General features: G+C 55.6%; 18 protein-coding genes. 10 read left to right on the forward strand and 8 right to left on the reverse strand.

What is annotated here, in order from left to right; all coding sequences use genetic code 11:
* Window positions 1-648: 648 nt before the first annotated feature.
* From BQ5353_RS09530 to BQ5353_RS09545, 4 genes are all read left to right on the forward strand, one after another.
* On the forward strand, window positions 649-1,932 hold the full coding sequence (locus BQ5353_RS09530; protein WP_071428018.1) for a UDP-N-acetylglucosamine 1-carboxyvinyltransferase: 1,284 nt from the start codon (window positions 649-651) through the stop codon (window positions 1,930-1,932).
* A gap of 245 nt (window positions 1,933-2,177) precedes the next feature.
* Entirely contained in the window at window positions 2,178-2,969 is a 792-nt protein-coding gene (locus BQ5353_RS09535; RefSeq protein WP_071428020.1) for an MBL fold metallo-hydrolase, read from the forward strand.
* A 14-nt stretch (window positions 2,970-2,983) separates the two neighbouring features.
* Window positions 2,984-3,466: a 23S rRNA (pseudouridine(1915)-N(3))-methyltransferase RlmH gene (gene rlmH / locus BQ5353_RS09540; protein ID WP_054331795.1), complete on the forward strand. Its 483-nt coding sequence runs from the start codon at window positions 2,984-2,986 to the stop codon at window positions 3,464-3,466.
* A gap of 94 nt (window positions 3,467-3,560) precedes the next feature.
* Entirely contained in the window at window positions 3,561-4,094 is a 534-nt protein-coding gene (locus BQ5353_RS09545) for an amidase domain-containing protein (protein WP_054331796.1), read from the forward strand.
* Window positions 4,095-4,669: 575 nt separating this feature from the next.
* Here the strand turns inward: BQ5353_RS09545 and BQ5353_RS09550 are convergent.
* The 3 genes from BQ5353_RS09550 to BQ5353_RS09560 form a co-directional block, all read right to left on the reverse strand.
* Window positions 4,670-5,476 carry a hypothetical protein gene (locus BQ5353_RS09550; RefSeq protein WP_054331797.1) on the reverse strand — a complete coding sequence of 269 codons (807 nt, stop codon included), beginning with the start codon at window positions 5,474-5,476 and terminating at the stop codon, window positions 4,670-4,672.
* Between the two features lie 305 nt (window positions 5,477-5,781).
* Window positions 5,782-6,612 (reverse strand): MYG1 family protein, encoded by an 831-nt coding sequence (locus BQ5353_RS09555; RefSeq protein WP_071428022.1) that lies wholly within the window; start codon window positions 6,610-6,612, stop codon window positions 5,782-5,784.
* A 31-nt stretch (window positions 6,613-6,643) separates the two neighbouring features.
* On the reverse strand, window positions 6,644-7,429 hold the full coding sequence (locus BQ5353_RS09560) for a ZIP family metal transporter (protein WP_054331798.1): 786 nt from the start codon (window positions 7,427-7,429) through the stop codon (window positions 6,644-6,646).
* 189 nt (window positions 7,430-7,618) lie between these two features.
* Between BQ5353_RS09560 and BQ5353_RS09565 the strand changes: the two genes are divergently transcribed.
* From BQ5353_RS09565 to BQ5353_RS09575, 3 genes are all read left to right on the forward strand, one after another.
* Window positions 7,619-7,852, forward strand: a complete 234-nt coding sequence (locus BQ5353_RS09565) for a hypothetical protein (protein ID WP_054331799.1) — start codon at window positions 7,619-7,621, stop codon at window positions 7,850-7,852.
* A 130-nt stretch (window positions 7,853-7,982) separates the two neighbouring features.
* Window positions 7,983-8,534, forward strand: coding sequence for a LemA family protein (locus tag BQ5353_RS09570; RefSeq protein WP_054331836.1), 552 nt, complete (start codon window positions 7,983-7,985; stop codon window positions 8,532-8,534).
* A gap of 80 nt (window positions 8,535-8,614) precedes the next feature.
* A complete protein-coding gene (locus tag BQ5353_RS09575; protein WP_204211300.1) occupies window positions 8,615-10,504 on the forward strand; it encodes a DUF2207 domain-containing protein in 1,890 nt (629 codons plus the stop codon).
* Window positions 10,505-10,549: 45 nt separating this feature from the next.
* Here BQ5353_RS09575 and BQ5353_RS09580 read toward each other — a convergent pair whose 3' ends face one another.
* Both BQ5353_RS09580 and udk read right to left on the reverse strand, forming a co-directional pair.
* Entirely contained in the window at window positions 10,550-11,890 is a 1,341-nt protein-coding gene (locus tag BQ5353_RS09580) for an APC family permease (RefSeq protein WP_054331837.1), read from the reverse strand.
* 237 nt (window positions 11,891-12,127) lie between these two features.
* Window positions 12,128-12,745, reverse strand: coding sequence for a uridine kinase (gene udk / locus BQ5353_RS09590; protein WP_054331801.1), 618 nt, complete (start codon window positions 12,743-12,745; stop codon window positions 12,128-12,130).
* A gap of 419 nt (window positions 12,746-13,164) precedes the next feature.
* Here udk and BQ5353_RS09595 point away from each other — a divergent pair, with 419 nt between their 5' ends.
* The 3 genes from BQ5353_RS09595 to BQ5353_RS13445 all read left to right on the forward strand — a co-directional run bounded on the left by BQ5353_RS09595 (window position 13,165) and on the right by BQ5353_RS13445 (window position 15,983).
* Window positions 13,165-15,264: a sodium-translocating pyrophosphatase gene (locus BQ5353_RS09595; RefSeq protein ID WP_054331802.1), complete on the forward strand. Its 2,100-nt coding sequence runs from the start codon at window positions 13,165-13,167 to the stop codon at window positions 15,262-15,264.
* A 69-nt stretch (window positions 15,265-15,333) separates the two neighbouring features.
* Entirely contained in the window at window positions 15,334-15,822 is a 489-nt protein-coding gene (locus BQ5353_RS09600; RefSeq protein WP_321164295.1) for an HAD hydrolase-like protein, read from the forward strand.
* Window positions 15,816-15,983 (forward strand): HAD hydrolase-like protein, encoded by a 168-nt coding sequence (locus BQ5353_RS13445; protein ID WP_407657166.1) that lies wholly within the window; start codon window positions 15,816-15,818, stop codon window positions 15,981-15,983. Before BQ5353_RS09600 ends, BQ5353_RS13445 begins: the two co-directional genes overlap by 7 nt.
* Before the next feature lie 141 nt (window positions 15,984-16,124).
* Here BQ5353_RS13445 and BQ5353_RS09605 read toward each other — a convergent pair whose 3' ends face one another.
* The 3 genes from BQ5353_RS09605 to BQ5353_RS09615 all read right to left on the reverse strand — a co-directional run bounded on the left by BQ5353_RS09605 (window position 16,125) and on the right by BQ5353_RS09615 (window position 18,718).
* Window positions 16,125-16,340, reverse strand: coding sequence for a DUF4177 domain-containing protein (locus tag BQ5353_RS09605; RefSeq protein WP_233424509.1), 216 nt, complete (start codon window positions 16,338-16,340; stop codon window positions 16,125-16,127).
* 62 nt (window positions 16,341-16,402) lie between these two features.
* Window positions 16,403-17,146, reverse strand: coding sequence for a cysteate racemase (gene cuyB / locus BQ5353_RS09610; RefSeq protein WP_204211328.1), 744 nt, complete (start codon window positions 17,144-17,146; stop codon window positions 16,403-16,405).
* A 54-nt stretch (window positions 17,147-17,200) separates the two neighbouring features.
* Window positions 17,201-18,718, reverse strand: coding sequence for a YifB family Mg chelatase-like AAA ATPase (locus BQ5353_RS09615; RefSeq protein ID WP_143117212.1), 1,518 nt, complete (start codon window positions 18,716-18,718; stop codon window positions 17,201-17,203).
* Window positions 18,719-18,876: the final 158 nt, after the last annotated feature.

Genomic DNA, 18,876 nt, shown 5'->3' on the forward strand with positions numbered 1-18,876 from the left:
CCCGCCGTATTTTTCTGCCTGGGCGGGGGCAAAGTATTAAAATTAAAAAAATTCTGTTCGCTTGATTATCCTGTATATGTCCGGCCTGCTTGGACAAACACTGCGGTTTCAAAGATCCTCCAGAGATGCCTCATGGTCACTTTATAAATCTCCTATGGCAATCAATAAAAAATAACAGGAAGAGACGAAATTTCGTAGAAATTTTTCGGAAAGGTTGCTATAATACTAGTTGCCACAGAGCCGTGAGGAGAAATTGTAGGCCATTTTGGAAGGGGCATTATGGTGCCAGAGGAAAGAAAATGGTTTTGCCAGTTGAACCCAATTATATTGTGAAAAATGTCTGATTAACCTTATTTTTTTACATAATTTTGGATGGGTTAGCTAAGAGATGTCACCGAGCGGAAATAATTATGAAACAAAAGGCGCAGATTGGCGGTAAATTTCCCGAGGGCTTTTATTTTGCCTGCCGCGGTGATATAATAACGACAGAAAGAGTTTGTTTTCTGCGAAGACCCAGCGAGATACAAATCCGATTTTTTTGTTTTTTCATGTTTCTCTTTGGCGCTTGTTGCCGCTTGTAGCCAAAGGGGTTGTTTTTTTGCCGGTTTTATAGGCAGAGGATTTCTATATGGAAAGGGAGTAAACGCTTTGGAGAAGTTTGTCGTTCAAGGCGGCGCGTCCTTGCGGGGAGAGGTCACCATCGGCGGTGCAAAAAACGCCGTCGTCGCCATCATACCCGCTACGGTTTTGGCCAAGGATCGCTGTGTGATTGAAAATATTCCCAACATCAGTGATGTGACCAATTTGTTTCATATATTGGAGGGGATGGGTGCAACTATCCGCATTCTCAACAAAACCACAGTGGAGATTGACACCACCCATTTGGTGGAGCCCACCGTCACCTATGAAATGGCGCGGCAGATGCGGGCTTCCTATTATTTTTTGGGGTCTCTGCTGGGCCGCTGCAACGAGGCCAGCGTCTCCATGCCCGGTGGGTGCGATTTCGGCGTTCGGCCCATTGACCAGCATATCAAGGGGTTTGAAGCGTTGGGCGCCAATGTCACCATCGACGGCGGCATGATCAACGCCAAGGCCGATCTCCTCTTGGGATCCCACATCTATTTTGACGTGGTATCCGTCGGGGCGACGATCAACGTCATGCTGGCGGCAGTCAAAGCCAAGGGCCTCACCATCCTGGAAAATGTGGCCAAAGAACCCCACATTGTGGACTTGGCCAACTTCCTCAACTCCATGGGGGCAGATATCCGGGGCGCTGGCACCGATGTCATCAAAATCCATGGGGTGGATATCCTCCACGGCACTACCTATTCCATCATCCCGGACCAGATTGAGGCGGGCACCTATATGGTTGCCGCCGCCGCCACCTACGGTGACGTCCTTATCAAAAATGTCATTCCCAAACACTTGGAATCTATCACCGATAAACTGGTCAAATCCGGGGCGGAGGTCATCGAATACGACGACAGCATCCGGGTGCGGCGGGAAGCCCCCATTGAAAAGGTAAACATCAAGACCATGCCCCATCCCGGCTTCCCCACTGACATGCAGCCCCAGATGACCGCTATGCTCACCATGGCCCAGGGCACCAGCATCGTCACCGAAGGGGTCTGGGATAACCGGATGCGCTACACCGATGAGCTCAAGCGGATGGGCGCAAAAATTCAGGTGGATGGCAAGGTCGCTGTGGTGGAAGGGGTTCCATCCCTTTCCGGCGCACCGGTGAAAGCCACCGATCTGCGGGCGGGGGCAGCCCTTCTCATCGCCGGGCTGATGGCCCAAGGTACCACCTATATTGAGGACATCCATTATATTGAACGGGGCTACGAAAACATTGTGGACAAGCTGGTCGCCTTGGGTGCGGACATCGAAAAGATCGACGTGGTAGAGGGCGCGATGGCCAAAGCATTGTAGCATACGGTGAAAAAGGACCGGATGATCTGTTTTTGGGCAGATGATCCGATCCTTTTTTGGAGTTTTATTCAGAGCTGTCCCCAAGGGGGATTCCCAGATTGGGGAGCGGAGGATCGGAAGCGCCGCCGGCGCCCCGGTTTCCCGTTAAAATTGCCCGGGGGATGGGTGGCCTTCCCGCGGGAGGAATCAAAAAAGGGGGAGGGCGCGGCTATGCGTCCAGGCCCCCTGGTGGAAAGAGGAAGAGCATGGCACGTTTTTGTCCCCTATGCAGCGGCAGCAGCGGAAACAGCGCCTATGTGGGCAGCGCCGAAGGCGGCGTCCTGGTGGATGCAGGAGCCTCCTGCAAGGCAATTTTAACCGCCTTGGCCCAGCGGGAGATCCCCCTGAAGGCCATCGGGGGAATCTTGATCACCCACGAGCATGTGGACCACATCAAAGGGCTGAAAGTCTTGCTCAAAAAGCTGCCCATCCCGGTGTTCGGGCCGGAAAAATCCATGGAATACCTGGCACAGAACGACCTTGTCCCCCCTGGTGCCGATTTGAACCCGCTGCCTTCCCTGGGCTTTGACCTGGGGGAACTGTACATAGAGCATTTTGAGACCTCCCACGACAGCCTGGGAAGCGCTGGATACCGGATATACACCCCGGATGAGCGCAAAATCGGCATTGCCACCGACTTGGGATATGTTTCCCAGGAGGTGCATGCGGGGATTTCCGGCTGCGATTTGGTGTTGCTGGAATCCAACTACGACGAGGGGATGCTGATCACCTCCCCCTATCCCTATTCCCTCAAGCGGCGGATCAAAGGGAATATGGGGCATCTCTCCAACGACTTCTGTGCCTGCGAGGCCAAGGAGCTGGTCAAAACAGGGACGACCCGGGTGGTTTTGGGCCATCTGAGCAAGGAGAACAACCTGCCCCAATTGGCCTATGAGACCATCCGTGGAACCCTGGAGGAAGCCGGCTGCCGCCTGGGGGAGGATTACCTCCTGTCGGTGGCGCCGCGGTGTGATCCCGGCGAGATGATGATTTTGTAAAGGGGGAAGGGAAGATGCTGTCTGTCCACATTCTTGCGGTGGGGAAGTTGAAAGAAAGTTACCTGCGGCAGGCCAGTGCTGAATACCAAAAACGGCTGGGGGCGTTCTGCAAACTGACCATCACCGAAATTGAGGAATACAAGCTGCCGGACCGCCCCAGCGAAGCCCAGATCCGGGCGGGGATGGAGGAGGAGGGAAAGCGGATCCTTCAAAAACTGCCGGCTGGATGCTACCCCGTTATGCTTTGCATCGAGGGAAAACAGCTCTCTTCTGAGGAGTTGGCAGGCCGGATGGCGGAACTTTCCATCCAGGGAGTGAGCAGCATCGCCTTTGTCATTGGGGGTTCCTGCGGCCTTTCCGACCAGGTGAAAGCCGCCGCCCGGATGAAGCTTTCCATGTCCAAAATGACCTTTCCCCACCAGCTGGCCCGGGTCATGCTGCTGGAACAGATCTACCGGGCCTTTTCCATTCAAGCCGGGACCCGGTACCACAAATAAGAGTTTTCCACAAGCCCCAAGCGGGGCTTTTTTTCTGCCCGGGAACTCCCCTTCCCACGCTGGCATAGGATGGTTTGAAAGGGGGAAGGGACCGATGAAAGAATATGTCCACCGTCCATACAACCGAGAACTTGCTGTGCAGTACGCCCATAAATGGGCCTTTGGCCGCAACCCCGCCTTTACCGATTTTGAAGAGCTGGGGGGCGACTGCACCAACTTTGCCTCCCAGTGCATCTATGCAGGGGCGGGGGTGATGAACCCCACTCCCACCTACGGATGGTATTACTACGACCTGCACCACCGCGCCCCGGCATGGACGGGTGTGATTTACCTCTATCAATTCCTCACCGAGAACCGGGGAATCGGCCCCTATGCCGATGAGGTTCCGCTGGAACAGGTGGAGCCAGGGGATGTCATTCAGCTGCGTCTCACCGGCCGAAGGGTGTTCCACCACAGCCCAGTGGTGGTTTCCCGGGGAAATCCCGCCACGTTGAGGAATACCTTGGTGGCGGCCCATAGCATTGACAGCGACAACCGCCCCCTTTCCACCTATGCTATTGAGGAGATGCGCTGCCTGCACATCTTGGGGGTGCGCTCTTTGGAAAAGGTGTGGGTGCCCGGATCGTAGGGGCCTTCCTGTCGGCCCCTAACCCCATTCAAGATTCCATCCTGAAACTGATTTTATGGGGCGTTGCACGCCCCCAAACCACCGCGATCCCTTTCTAAAATGAGAGAAAGGGACGAAAGCTCGCCGGGGAGACCCCGGCCCCCCCTACTTCTCGCAACAATTGGTACGCTCGGAAAATCCCTCGCTCTCCACGCCTCGAGCGAGGGATTTTTCCGCTTTCGCGGATGCCCTCGCGGGGCATATTCAAAGTTATTTCTACTCTGCTACCAAGTGGTCGCATATTCGCCTTTTTTCTCTTTTTCATGATACAATTTTATTGGAAGAACCCAAACCGGAGACAAATACATAATTTTATATGATACTATCCCAGGAACAGGGGAATTTTTAAGGGGGCACAGTCAGCTGATGCTGACCGTACTGACTTCGCCTGTGCCACGGGTGGTTCGGCCCCCCTTAAATGTGCTTTTGGGTCCAGGGCCTTTTTCGCGTTGGGGTTGACCGCCACGGCTCAGCCTTTCCCCCAATAAAAAGAACCGGAGCATCCACTGCGGATACCCCGGTTCTTTTTGTGTACGCTAGTCTCTGCGGTTGGACCAGTGGTCCAGGTCATAGCTGTAGGAAAGGCCCTCTTCCAGGTAATCATACTCGATATCGTAGGGGAAATCCGGCTCCTGGTAGTTGGCAAAATACTCTTCCCAGGTGGTTACTTCACCCAACAAGTATTGATTTTCCGTATCGGTATCGGTAAAGGTGAGGAGCTCGGTGAGCTCGGTCAAAGTGGGGCGCTCAAAGTTAAACATGGGCAATTTTTCCCCAACCCGCCGGGAGGTCACCAGGTAATCCCCGCCCTTGGTAAGGGCAAAGGAGGCATCGCCGTTCATACTCACTGTGGTGTCCTGTAAAAAGGTAAAGGTGCCATCCTCATGCGCTTCATATACGTGAAGGGTAGAGTTGGGGCGAAAGTGGCAGTCCACCAGGGTGAAGGTGGCTTTGCCAGGGAAATTGACCCCGTCCGAGACCCGGAGCAAGTATTTTGGGGTTTTTTCACCCACGGCCTCATTGGCGTATTTCAGGTCTTTTTCTCCGGTGAGCCGGACCATGTTCAGGTCATACCGCTCCAGTTTGGGATCAAGGGGGCCAATGTCCTCGCTTTTAAACTCCACCGAATAGAAATCGTCAGACAGGGTGAGGACACTGCCCTCCCGCTCCTTGACCTGCTGGAACAGCCAGATGGGGGCGGAGTGTTTTTCCGCGAAAAAGCCCTGGGTATTTTTGATGTTTTGCTCCAAGGAATCCGCTGCCATAGCGGGGACAAACAGCGCTTCAGCAGTCAGGACTACCGCAGCCAAAACGGCCAACAGCCGCAGTTTTGGATGTTTCATAGGATACCCTCCTTTCGTCGCCCAACAATTTTTCCACCATAACATTACACAGATGGCACAGCTCTGCTGTGATTGATTTAACGGAAAGTTTGTGCAAGCTGTAAGGATTGCGGTGCGGCTTGCCGCACAGGGCTGCGCCCTGTAAGCAATTCTTCGAATGGCACAGCCTTGCTGTGACTATTGTACCATGAAAGGAACAAACCTCAAGGGGTTGGGCGGGAAGTTCATAAAATCTTAAGTTTACCGCTTGTAATTCGACTGAAGAAACAGAAAAAAGGAGGGGATACACCCCTCCGGATAAACGGTTATGCATTTGTGCGCTGGGCAATCCGGCAGGCGGCAAGGGCATCCTCTAGGGAATCCGCTGCGATTAAAAACCGGCTATTGTGGCAAAACCGCAAAGTGGAAAGTCCAGCGAGTTTTGCCAATTCATTGTCCCGCTTGCCTGCCCATGCCAGGGGAAAAGGGCATTTCAATTCCCCGCTCTCCGGGTCGGGGACCCCTTGGGCGCTGTATCCGCCGCGCTGGGAGGGGTACACCACAAAGAGGGCCTCGCTTTTGGGGAGGCTCATTTTCCACGGGGCAAACCGGGGCAGGAGGACAATTCGATCCTCCATAGAGCTAAGGGCTTCCTCCACAAGGGATTTCGCCCGCTGGATACCCCAAATCTCCTCCAATTTGTGCTGCAAAATCACCTTGGCAAAGGCCACAGCAGAGGGGAATCGATCGCCCGGTGTATCCGGGGAGTCCCACAGGGGGTTAAATCCCCCAATGGCCTCGGCTAAGGGATGGCCGCAGCCGGTGTTGTCTTCCAAGTCCAGGGGTTGAATCCAATTTTCATCCAGCCGAAGGGCTTCTTCCTCCCCCACCAGGGAGGGGCCATATTCCCGCCACAGAAGGCCAAAAGCCGCATAGGGAACCCCATTCTCCCGCACGGGGGCACCGGTTTGGTGGTGATCAAAGGCTCCGCCGCCAATATCATAGACAATGCCATCGAAGTCTGCCGGCACCTCCAGAACGCGTTCCACCTGGAATTCCGGGTTCAGGAGTTCCAGCAGGGCGGTGGAAAACACGTCATCGGCGTGAAATTTTCCACTGTGGGTCAGCCCACGCGCCGGGATTACTGTTTTATCCATAGATAACGCTCCTTCTTTCTCACTGTCAAGTTTAGCCCAGGGCTACATCCAGCACCATCATCAACAGGAATCCGGCTAAGGCGGCTAAAGTTCCGGCGTTGCTGTGTTCGTTGTAGGCTTCCGGGACCAGTTCGTCGATCACTACATAGATCATGGCGCCGGCGGCAAAGGAGAGCATAAACGGCATGACGTGGACCACCGTAAAGGCCAGCACCACGCCGATAATCCCAGCGACTGGCTCCACTGCACCGGAGGCAGCCCCATATAAAAAGGCCTTGTGCCGGCTCATGCCCTCCCGGCGCAAGGGAAGGGAGATAGCCGCCCCTTCTGGGAAATTTTGCAGCGCCATGCCAATGGCCAAGGCGATGGACCCTGCCATGGTGACGGTGGAATCCCCTGCGGCTGCCAGGGCGAAGGAGAGGCCCACCGCCATGCCTTCGGGGATGTTGTGGAGGGTTACCGCCAGAACCAGCAAGGTGGAGCGGCCCAGGGAACAGGGTTTGCCCTCCGGGCAGTCGGCCCCTGCGTGGAGGTGGGGCATCAATTGATCCAGAAGGTAGAGGAAAATCCCTCCGGCAGCGAACCCGCCGGCGACGGGAATCAGAGCGGAGAGACCGTCCCCGGCCATATCTAGGGCAGGGAGAAGCAGCGACCAAAAGGAAGCCGCGATCATCACGCCGGAGGCAAAACCCAGGAAGACCCGGTGAACGCGGGCGTCCATATCATCCCGGAACAGATATACCATAGCGGAGCCAGCCGTTGTCCCCAAAAAGGAGAAGCCGGTGCCTAAAAAAGCGAGCCAAAGGGAATATCCCATACCATGCACCTCGTTTCATTGATTCCATATGGATCAATTATATACTTTATGAGTATATTTGTAAAGGCGGAAATATTTTGGATTGGTGCGGGGACTTTCCTGGCGTTGACGGGAGAAGGGGGAAATTTTAGTTGGCCGGTTCTCACCCATCAACCTTTGCATAGGCATTTTAGGAGGGGAGGGGACGGGATGCATCCTTTGACAGGGGAAGAATTGAGCGCACTTGGATTTTTGCTGGGGGTTTCCCTCTCCTCCGGCGGCAAGTCGGCGGAGGAGCTGAACAACCTAGGCAATGTATTGACGGTGGCGGCAGATGTCATCCTCACCATAGCGGGCCGCAGGGCGCAATTGGAGGTGCAGCAGCAAGTGCAGGCCGCCAACGGGGGCAATTCCACCAATCCCTGTCCAAAGGGGGCAAATTGAGGGGATTTCGCTTTGGATTCTCCCACAAAAATATGATATAATACTCATATGGCACTGGACATGCAGCGGCTGAGGCAAAAACTCCTTCTGGAGGGCCGCAGTGCTTACCTTATATTTGGAGGAAAAAACAATGGTTAAATGGATTCTATTGATCGTGCTCATCGCCCTGGTAGTTTGGATCATCGCCGCCTACAACGGCTTGGTCAAGCTGAAAAACAAATGTGAGGAGTCCTTCTCCACCATGGACGTCTACCTGAAAAAACGGTACGACATGATCCCCAACCTGGTGGAGACGGTGAAGGCATATGCCGCCCATGAGTCCAAGACCTTGGAAGGGGTTATCGCCGCCCGGAATATGGCGATGAACGCCTCTTCCACCGAGGATCGGATCAAGGGGGAGAATATGCTCCAGGGCACCCTTCGGTCCTTGTTTGCCGTCAGCGAGGCATATCCCCAGCTGAAAGCGGATACCGGATTTGCCGACCTGCGGAATCAGCTGGCCCATTTGGAGGATGAAATCGCCTCCTCCCGCAAATATTACAACGCAGTGGTGCGGCAGTATAACAGCAAGATTGAGATGTTCCCCAGCAATTTGATCGCCTCTGCCTTCCACTTCAACCGCCGCTCGATGTTTGAGGTCAACGACCCCTCGGAGCGGGAGAACGTCCGGGTGCAGTTCTAAGCCCCCAAACCTGAAGAAAAAAGGAGGCGAACCCCATCAAACACAAACGATTGTCCGCATTCCTGCTGGCGGCGGCGCTGGTGTTTTTATTCACTTGTTCCGGTTTTGCAGTGAGCGGCCGCCCGAGCCGAACCTCCAGCCGCTACGCCTATGAAATTGACCAATACAACGTCTCCATCCAGGTGGGGGAGGACAATGTCTACCACGTCACTGAGGAGCTGAACGTCCATTACAACCAGTCTCGCCGTGGAATCCTGCGGTATATCACCTACCGGGGGGCCATTGGCCGGGAGATTGAAGGGAAACTGCTCCAACACAGCTACCGGGCCAAAATCACCGATGTCAATGTGGAAGGCGCCCCCTTCACCACCTACAAAGAGGACGGCAATTTTGTCATTCAAATCGGCGATCCCAACCGGTACGTCACCGGCGACCAGAGCTACCGCATCTCTTATTCCTACGACCCCGGGGAGGATGGGACCTCCATCCTGGACGAGGTGTATTACAACCTGATCCCCGATGATTGGGATGCCCCCATCGCAGCGGGGGCCTTCACCGTCACCTTGCCCAAGTCCTTTGATACCCAAAAGGTGGAATTCACCGGAGGCCGGTACGGAGGGGTGGATACCGGTTTGGTGGATTGGTCGGTCAGCGGCAACACCATTTCCGGCCAGTTGACCCGCTCCCTTTCCCCCGGCGAGGGGATCACCCTGCGGGTCAACCTGCCCGACGGCTACTTTGTGGGGGTGCGCACTGACCTGGGCCTGGTGGTCCTCCTTTACGCCATCACCCTGGCGGCGGGGGCGGCGGGGATCTTCCTCTGGTTTAAGCTGGGACGGGATGAAAAGCTGGTCCCCACCATCGAGTTCTACCCTCCAGAAGGGCTGACCAGCGCCGATGTAGGGTATATCATCGACGGCTATTCTGACAATGAGGATTTGATCTCCCTCATCATCTACTGGGCCAGCAAGGGCTACCTGAAAATTGAGGAGACTGACCCGGGGTTTGTGCTCTACAAACTACAGGAGCTCCCCATGGATGCCAAATCCTATGAAAACATCCTGTTCCAGGGCCTTTTTCACAGCCGAGATTCGGTGAGCGACAAAGAGCTGGAGGAGAAGTTCCACTCCACTTTAGAGAGCTCCAAGACCCAGCTAAAGGACTACTTCCAGTCTTCCAAGAGCCGGCGCATCTTTACCAGAAGCTCCCAGGTGGCGCGGGTGCTTGCCTCTCTGATCGCCATTGTCCCCATCGCCGCCTTGGCTCTTCTAGGCTCCTACATAAAGGTTGTCAGCGAGCTGTGGTTTGTGCCGGTTGCGCTGTTTGCTGTGCTCTTCCTGGTCTCCCTCATCCTGATGATGGTCACCTATGACCGATGGAACAGCCAATCCTCCGGTAAGCGGCTGGGCCTCTTCGGCGGCTCCTGTGTGCTGTGCGGGGTGTCCCTCCTGTTTTTGATGTGCTATGGGGTTTATATTGTGAGTATGCCGGCGGCCACCCTCCTATGCATTGGGGCCAGTGTCCTGCTGGCACTGCTGGCCGTGGTCACGAAGAAACACACCCCCCAGGGCCAGGCTTGGACCGAGAAGATTCTGGGCCTGCGGGAATTTATCGAAACGGCGGAGCTGGACCGGATCAACACCCTGGTGGAGGAAAACCCGGAGTATTTTTACAGCGTCCTGCCCTTTGCCTATGTGTTGGGCCTCACTGACAAGTGGGCCAAACAGTTTGAATCTATCGCGGTGCCGCCGCCGACCTGGTATGTCAGCAGCGACCCCCATTCGGTTTACACCACCATGTGGATGGTTCGGCGGCTGAACCGCTGCACCCGTTCTATGGCCCATGTCATGACCTCTGTTCCCCCGCCACCGCCTTCTGCCCGATCATCCAACCGGGGTAGCGGGAGATCCGGAAGAAGCGGCGGCTTCTCCGGCGGCGGCCACGGCGGAGGCGGTGGAAGGAGCTGGTAAAAGAAGATACAAAAAAATCCCCCCTGTATTAACAGGGGGGATTTTTTAGCTTTCTTTTGGGGAAGAAAAAGCCCGGCGGTAATACCACTGGGAAAGAAACAGCACACCAGCACAGGTGAGGGCGTACAGCGGGAACAGGGGGTTCTGCATCCCGCCCCACAGGATAAATAGGGAACCTACCGAGGCCAGCAGAGGGACGACATATCCCCGAAGGGGGCTTTGGATCTCTCCCTGGCGCGCCAGCTGGATCACCTTCCAGTAAAGGACCAAATAGCCGCCGTACAAAATAGTGATGGAAATTTCCGAAATATCCGAATTGGGGAGAAGGCCGTAGCGCTGGGTGAAATAATGGATCACCATCCAGCACAGGGAAAGAGCGAAGGAGAAAAGGGCGGAGGGGAGGGATACCCCCAGTTTGCTGTGGATTGAGGAAAACAGGTGGGAAGCGGGGAGCATTCCCCGGATGGCCAGGGCATGGGGCATCCGGATCAGGCCAAGTACCAGGCCGTTGACTGTGCCCAACACCGAGACCACGATGAATACCAACAGAATCTTAGCGCCCGACGGGCCGAAGAGGAGGTTGGCGGCATAGTCCACATGGGCGTCCCCCATGGCCATGACCTGCTCCGGCCCCACCAGGGCGGAGATCCCCACAAAATACAAGATGTATGCCAGCAGGATAAACAGCGGGGAGATGATCAGCGCAAGGGGAAGGTTCCGCTTGGAATCTTTGATCTCGTGGGCCACCGATGTGGAGATGATCCAGCCGTCAAAGGCGAAGGCGATAGGGCCCACTGCGGCAATCCAACCTGGGGAAACCGAAGCGGCGGTGGAAAGGGATTCCCCCATCATAGGCAGAGGGTCGCCGAACAGAAGGCCGACCCCGGCGATGAGCATAAGGGGGAGAAGCTTGATGATGGTGGCAAGATTTTGAAAATATCCCCCCAGCTTAGCGGAGATAATATTCAGGGAGAAGAAAAGAAGAATGTAGCCGCACCCCAGCAGGACCTGCTGAAGCAGGGTGGATTCTACCCCGAATAGCATAAAGGTGTAAAGCGCGCCTACCCAGGAGACTACACAGACCAGGGAAGGGCAGTACAAAAACAGCTGGAACCAGCCAAAACCGCAGGCGGCGCGGTCCGAGCAGAACTGCTGGGCATAGGTGACCAGGCCCCCGGGCTCGTCGGTGCGGGCGGCCAGCTCTCCGACGGCTACCCCGCCAAAGATGATGCTGATGGCCGCTAGGGAGAAGACCAGGATGCCAATGGCGACGTTGCCCCCGGTGTAGACGAGGATATTGTCGCTTTTAAAAAAGATGCCGGAGCCGATAACAATGCCGACGATCATGGTGATGGCCGTTGGCAAGCCGTATTTTTTCTGTTTCATGGGGATACCTCCTTTGGCGGTCATATTATTTAACATATTAAAGTATAAAAGCAAGGGAGTCAAGAACAAATCCGCCTCTGCAAAGGTTTTTGTAAAGGATAACAGAATAAAAAGGGATATAGAGAGGAAAATCCGTGAAATATTTTCCATCCCCCAGCCGATTGCCAGAGAAAAAAGGCTTGGGAATACAAAAAAGCCCGCCTGTCTGGGCGGACTTTTTAAGGTCAACACGGGTCATCACTGCTGCAAAAAGGAACTGATCTGCTCCAGCAGCATGCCGATGGCCACCCGGTTGTGGCCTCCTTCAGGGATGATGATATCCACATTGCGCTTGCTGGGTTCCACAAACTGTTCGTGCATCGGCTTGACGGTGGCCAGATACTGGTTGACTACCGAATCCAGATCCCGGCCCCGTTCCTTGACATCCCGCAGCAGCCGCCGGATCAGGCGGACGTCGGCGTCGGTGTCCACAAACACCTTGATATCTATCAAATCGGTGAGGGCTTTGTTTTCAAAAATCAAAATCCCCTCCACAATGATCACCGGGGTGGGATCGACGTGCACCGTCTCCGGCCTGCGGGTGTGCTGGACAAAGTCATAGATTGGGTGGTCGATACCAATGCCCTGTTTGAGCTTTTTCAGGTCGTCCACCATCAAATCGGTGTCAAAGGCGTTGGGGTGGTCGTAGTTGAGGGTGACCCGCTGGGAGAAGGGGAGATGGTCATTGCATTTATAATAATAATCATGGCACAGGATGGTGACATCCTCTTGGAAGGCTTCCTTGAGCTTGCGGGCCAAGGTGGTTTTGCCGGAGCCGGTTCCGCCGGCAATGCCGATGATGATGGGCTGTTTCATAAAAAACCTCCTCCATATGGGCAAAAAATTTGAGGGATTTGGCCCTGGGTTTGTCCCCCATATATTTTCTTTATTATAGCACAAAGAGGGGAGTGGGGGAAGGTTTGGTTGTGAATCAATTGACACGTGCCGACGGTTTTCTTCTTATTGGACTGCCAAAAGGATAAAAAAATGACCAATTGGCGCGAGCAATCCTGCGGCGATTTCTGTATATTCCACTATTTTATGGCAAAACTAGAAAAAACAGGGCTAATTTTTGCCGTTGTTTGTTGACAAACAGGTAAATATGCCATAAAATAGTTACAGATTTTTGTGGAATGTTTGTCGCTTCTGTGAACAGACTTTGGAGGCAAAGTGTGTTATCATAGCTGTTGCGTGGAACATGAACAAAAACGTAAGTATGAATAGGAGTGGAAGAAATGGATTTGATGATCCTGGCACCGATCGGCGCAGTCGCGGCGCTGCTCTTCGCGTTCTCGCTGTCCAAAAAGGTAACATCCGAGAGCGAAGGCACCCCCGAGATGCAGAAGATTGCCGCATCCATCAGAAGTGGCGCAATGGCATATCTCAAACGCCAGTACAAAGGTGTCGCCGTATTTTTCGCGATCATGTTTGTCGTATTGATGGGCCTGAGCTTCTTGGGTTATGTGAACATGTTTGTCCCCGTGGCTTTTGTCAGCAGTGGTGTATTCTCCGCGCTGTCCGGCTACTTCGGCATGAACATTGCCACATCCGCCAACGCCAGAACCGCTTACGCTGCGGAGCATAGCCTGAACAAGGGCCTGAAAGTGGCCTTCTCCGCCGGCGCAGTCATGGGCTTCTCGGTTGTTGGCCTGGGCCTTCTGGATATGTCCATCTGGTACTACATCCTGAAGTTCTATTATTCGAACTTGCCAGCAGCAGAGCAGGCAGTTCAGATCTCCTCCGCTATGTTGACCTTCGGTATGGGCGCTTCCGCTATGGCTCTGTTCGCCAGAGTGGGCGGCGGTATCTTTACCAAGGCCGCTGACGTAGGCGCTGACCTGGTGGGTAAAGTTGAGGCAGGCATCCCTGAGGATGACCCCCGTAACCCCGCCGTCATCGCCGACAACGTGGGCGACAACGTGGGCGACGTCGCTGGTATGGGCGCCGACCTGTTTGAATCCTATGCAGGCGCTCGCCTGTCCGCTTGTGCCCTGGCTGTCACCGCTGGCTTTGGCCTGACCGGTATGGCTGTGCCCATGGCCCTGGCTGCCATCGGCGTGTTTGCCTCCATCATCGGCACCTTCTTTGTCAAAACCAAAGAGGACGCCACTCAGATGGATCTGCTCAAATCTTTGCGCAAAGGCACCTACATCAGCTCTGTGCTGGTTGCTGTGTGCAGCTTCTTCTTGATCCAATATGCCTTCGGCATGGAGCAGATTGGCCTGTATTTCGCCATCCTCTCTGGTCTGCTGGCTGGCATCCTGATCGGTTACTTCACCGAGTACTACACCTCTGATACCTACAAACCCACCCAGGTGTTGGCCGCCTCCTCTGAGACCGGCCCTGCCACTGTCATCATCAGCGGTCTGTCCCTGGGTATGATGTCCACCGCCATCCCTGTGGTCATCGTTGGTATCTCCGTTTTGGTCAGCTACTATCTGGCCGGTGGTATCCTCACCGGCGGTCCTGTGGATTTCAACACCGGCTTGTTCGGCGTTGGCCTGTCCGCAGTGGGCATGCTGTCCACTCTGGGCATCACCCTGGCTACCGATGCTTACGGCCCTGTGGCTGACAACGCCGGCGGTATCGCCGAGATGGCTGGCTTGGGCGAAGACGTCCGCAAGAGAACCGATGCTCTGGACTCCCTGGGCAACACCACCGCAGCTACCGGTAAAGGCTTTGCCATCGGTTCTGCCGCGCTGACTGCCCTGGCCTTGATCGCTTCCTTCATCCAGCAGGTTGAGCTGGTTGATGCCAATGCGTTCGACCTGCGGATCATCAACCCCACCGTTTTGATCGGTCTGTTTGTCGGCGGTATGATCCCCTTCGTGTTTGCCGCTATGACCATGAGCTCGGTTAACCGTGCCGCTATGAGCATCGTCACCGAGGTTCGCCGTCAGTTCCGGGAGATCAAGGGCCTGATGGAAGGCACTGCGGAACCGGACTACGCCACCTGTGTGGACATGTGCACCAGATCCGCTCAGAAAGAGATGATTCCTCCGGCAATCCTGTCTGTGGTGGTTCCCATCGTGGTGGGCTTGATCCTGGGTGTCAACGGCGTGGCTGGCATGCTGGCCGGCTGCACTGTCACCGGTTTTGTCCTGGCTGTTATGATGTCCAACGCCGGCGGCGCTTGGGATAACGCCAAGAAGCACATTGAGGCTGGCAACCTGGGCGGCAAAGGCAGCGACAACCACAAAGCTGCTGTTGTCGGCGACACCGTGGGCGATCCCTTCAAGGACACCTCTGGTCCTGCCATCAACATTCTGATTAAACTGGTTTCCACCGTCTCCATTGTGTTTGCGGCTGTGTTTGCCAGTGTATCCCTGCTGTAATCGTTCTAAAATTAGCACCCCTACCGGATTCGGTGGGGGTGCTTCTGTATTACAAGGAGGAATTTTTCAATGGTAAAATACATTTTGTTCGACCTGGATGGCACTTTGACCGACCCTAAGGTCGGCATCACCACCAGCGTCCAATATGCCCTGGCCCAGTTTGGCATCCAGGTGGAGGACCCGGACAGCCTTGCCTGTTTTATTGGCCCGCCTCTGTTGGATTCTTTCCGGGAGGAGTGCGGGTTTGATGAAGCAACTGCCCAGGCTGCCGTGGTCAAGTACCGGGAGCGGTTTGGAACCCAGGGCCTGTATGAAAACCAGATCTATCCCGGCATCCCGGAGATGTTGGACCGTTTCGTCCAGTCCGGATTCACTCTGGGGGTGGCCACCTCCAAGCTGGAGACCTATGCCGTGCAGATTCTAGAACACTTTAGCTTAGCGCCCTATTTTAAAGTGGCGGTAGGCAGTCTGCCGGACAACTCCCGGGGGAGAAAAAGGAGGTTATTGCCGAAGCCCTGCACCAGTTGGGCGCCCGGCCAGATCAAACAGTCATGGTAGGCGACCGCAAATATGACATTCTGGGGGCAAAGGCCAATGGAGTCGCTTCCATTGGGGTGCGTTATGGCTATGCCGCCCCCGGGGAGCTAGAAGCGGCCGGGGCGGATTTTGTGGTCCAATCGGTGGAAGAACTGAGCCGTTTGCTGGAGAAGCTCCGTTAGGCCAAAAGGGAGAGGAGGACAGCGCTTCTTTGGAAGAGGCATCCAGCCCAAAAGCATAAGGCAAATCAAAAACCGCAGTGCTATTTTTTGTGTAATTTGGATTTTAGATAAAGAAAAATACTTTTTGTATATATTGTGTCTTCAAATTCGTTTGCGTTTGAAGATGCAGACAATGCTTTTGGATGAGCCTTGTGATTGGGTGGTGGAAAAGCTGCTCACCAATTCCCATCCATCGCTGCCCAGGAGGTTGAGTTCGTCCTGGAAACGGGCAGCATCAACGCTTCCTCCCCCAAACCCCGTCGTGTCATAGAGATAGGAATTGCATTCAAATGTTTCCATAAAGGTATAGGTTTTCATCGGAGCAGTTGCCGCCCCTTTTGCTGTGTTCCCTTTTCAATTTAGGAACTCAAAGACGGCCATTAGACGGAGCAGGGGATGCCTTTGGCGTAGGCGACTGCCGCCCGGGCGATAGCTGCATTGGGGTCGATGACCGGGATGGGAAAATCTACCCCTGACAGGATGAGGGGAATTTCGGTGCAGCCCAAAAGGAGAGCTTCTGCGCCTTGTTCCACCAGACGGTGGGCAGCGTCCGCCATGGACTGGCGGTTCTCTGGCAGGAGGCCGTGGTATTTGAAGTGGAAGATGGAAGTTTGCACGGCTTGCTGAACAGTGGGATCCAAGGGGATGACCTCTATCCCACGGCGGGCGCAGTAGCTCTGGTAGAGCCCAGATTCCATAGCGGCGGAGGTGGCTAGCACCCCTACCCGTTTGGCCTGGGGCACCTGGCGGAGCAGTTCTTTCACCGCTTCCTCCAGGATGTCTAGGAAGGGGATATCAACCTGGGCGGACACTTCATCCAGAAAATAGTGAGCGGTGTTTGCCCCCAGTATGATGCAGTCTGCCCCGGCTTGCTGAAGGTTGCGGGCGGTCTCCACCATGGCGGGGACGGGGCTTGGCCCGCCGCAGAGGATGGCCTCCTGCCGGCTGGGCATTTTGGGGTTGCAGTCTACCAGAATATGGATGTGCTCCTCCTCCTTGGAGGCGTGGGTTTCCTCCACAATCCGGCGGAAGAGGTCGATGGTTTTTTCTGACAGAAATATTCCTCCTTGAGGGGCAACGGCCCCTTTGAGATTTCTAGCCGGCGGTCCCCCGAAAATGAGGATGAGGAGGCGGCTTGGAGTTTCATTCCATTGAGGGCCCTTCTTGGTGGAGGGCTGTCAGCGGTTCCAATATTTTCGGTCCAAACTGCGGTACTGCACCGCCTCACTGATGTGTGGAGCGCGGATGACCTCGCTCCTATCCAGGTCAGCGATGGTGCGGGCCATTTTCAAAATCCGCTCATAGGCCCGCCCGGAGAGACCCATCCGCTCAAAAGCGGCTTTTAACAGGCGGTCGGCCCCATCGTCCAGCGGGCAGCTCTGCCTCAGGAGAGAAGGGGGAATCTGGGCGTTGCAGAGGATGGAGGGGTTCCGCAGCCTCTGGAATTCCCGGGCAGCTATCACCCGCTTTTGGATCTCCCGGGAGGATTCCTCTGGGGTGGGGGAGGAAAAGGCCTCGTATTCCACTGGCTGTACCTCAATGTGCAGGTCGATGCGGCTGAGCAGGGGGCCGCTCACCCGGGAGAGATACCGGGTCACTGCGGCCGGCGAGCAGGTACAGGGCCGGGTCGGGTGGCCGTAGTACCCGCAGGGACAGGGGTTCATCGCCCCCACCAGCATCACTTGGCTGGGGTAAGTGATGCGGGCATTGGCCCGGGAAATAGTCACTACCCCGTCTTCAAGGGGCTGACGCAGGGCCTCCATGGCTTGGCGGGAGAATTCGGGCAACTCGTCTAAAAACAACACCCCGCGGTGGGCCAGGGAGATTTCACCGGGCTTGGGGCTGGACCCTCCCCCGGTGAGACCGGCAGGCGAAACGGTGTGGTGAGGCGCCCGGAAGGGCCTTTGCCGCAGCAGTCCTCCGCTGGTGAGGAGGCCGCCAACCGAATAGACCTGGGTCACCTCCACCGACTCCTCATAGGAGAGGGGCGGCAGGATGGAGGGGAGACGCTTGGCCAGCATGCTTTTCCCCGTGCCAGGCGGGCCGATCATCAGGAGATTGTGTCCCCCTGCGGCAGCCACCTCCAGCCCACGTTTGGCGGCCTGCTGGCCTTTGACCTCTGCAAAATCTGGCAAAGGGCCTGAGGGGAGTTCCCCTTCGGGAAGGGGCTGTGCTGGCGACAAGGTGTGGGTTCCCCGCAGGTGTTCCGCTAGCTCGGCCAGGTTTTTGACTGGGTAGACAGTGATTCCCTGTACAACAGCTCCTTCGGCCCCATTTTCATAGGGGACAAATAAGGAGGCGATCCCCAGCTGTTTGGCCCCTAGGGCCATGGGGAGTACCCCGTGTACCGGACGGATCTCCCCACCCAGGGAGAGTTCCCCCACAAAGGCCATGGAGGAGAAATCCCCTTCCAGCTGGCCGGCGGCCTGGAGCAGCGCCACACAGATGGCTAAATCCAGAGAAGCCCCGGCTTTTTTGGTGCCGGCGGGAGCCAGGTTGACTACCACCTTCCGCTCCGGGAAATCGAAGCCGCTGTTTTTTATGGCGGAACGAATCCGGTCCCGGGACTCCCGGACCGCCGCATCCGGCAAGCCGACGATGTCAAAGGAGGGGATCGCCCGGGTAAGGTCAGCCTCGGCCGAGATCAAAAAGGGCTCCAAACCCAAAAGTCCGATGCTTCTGGTGCTGCAGAACACAGGGAATCTCCTCCTTTAGGATGGGGCGGCTTTCCCGTCATAAGGGGCATGCCGCCGCATTTTAGATAATACTGTCAGCTCAAACGGGAAAAACCCTGTTGCCGCATTGCGACAGAAGGGGTTCTTCCCCCATAATTTCTTTGCAAATATTGTAGCAT

Origin of the sequence: Merdimmobilis hominis (genome assembly GCF_900104615.1) — a bacterium.
In the GTDB taxonomy this organism is placed as follows: domain Bacteria; phylum Bacillota; class Clostridia; order Oscillospirales; family Ruminococcaceae; genus Merdimmobilis; species Merdimmobilis hominis.

Excerpts from the sequence above, each read along its gene's own strand:
- BQ5353_RS09535 (WP_071428020.1), top strand. The coding sequence starts at position 2,178 with ATGGCACGTTTTTGTCCCCTATGCAGCGGCAGCAGCGGAAACAGCGCC.
- rlmH (WP_054331795.1), top strand. The coding sequence starts at position 2,984 with ATGCTGTCTGTCCACATTCTTGCGGTGGGGAAGTTGAAAGAAAGTTAC.
- BQ5353_RS09545 (WP_054331796.1), top strand. The coding sequence starts at position 3,561 with ATGAAAGAATATGTCCACCGTCCATACAACCGAGAACTTGCTGTGCAG.
- BQ5353_RS09550 (WP_054331797.1), bottom strand. The coding sequence starts at position 5,476 with ATGAAACATCCAAAACTGCGGCTGTTGGCCGTTTTGGCTGCGGTAGTC.
- BQ5353_RS09555 (WP_071428022.1), bottom strand. The coding sequence starts at position 6,612 with ATGGATAAAACAGTAATCCCGGCGCGTGGGCTGACCCACAGTGGAAAA.
- BQ5353_RS09560 (WP_054331798.1), bottom strand. The coding sequence starts at position 7,429 with ATGGGATATTCCCTTTGGCTCGCTTTTTTAGGCACCGGCTTCTCCTTT.
- BQ5353_RS09565 (WP_054331799.1), top strand. The coding sequence starts at position 7,619 with ATGCATCCTTTGACAGGGGAAGAATTGAGCGCACTTGGATTTTTGCTG.
- BQ5353_RS09570 (WP_054331836.1), top strand. The coding sequence starts at position 7,983 with ATGGTTAAATGGATTCTATTGATCGTGCTCATCGCCCTGGTAGTTTGG.
- BQ5353_RS09580 (WP_054331837.1), bottom strand. The coding sequence starts at position 11,890 with ATGAAACAGAAAAAATACGGCTTGCCAACGGCCATCACCATGATCGTC.
- udk (WP_054331801.1), bottom strand. The coding sequence starts at position 12,745 with ATGAAACAGCCCATCATCATCGGCATTGCCGGCGGAACCGGCTCCGGC.
- BQ5353_RS09595 (WP_054331802.1), top strand. The coding sequence starts at position 13,165 with ATGGATTTGATGATCCTGGCACCGATCGGCGCAGTCGCGGCGCTGCTC.
- BQ5353_RS09600 (WP_321164295.1), top strand. The coding sequence starts at position 15,334 with ATGGTAAAATACATTTTGTTCGACCTGGATGGCACTTTGACCGACCCT.
- BQ5353_RS13445 (WP_407657166.1), top strand. The coding sequence starts at position 15,816 with ATGGTAGGCGACCGCAAATATGACATTCTGGGGGCAAAGGCCAATGGA.
- BQ5353_RS09605 (WP_233424509.1), bottom strand. The coding sequence starts at position 16,340 with ATGAAAACCTATACCTTTATGGAAACATTTGAATGCAATTCCTATCTC.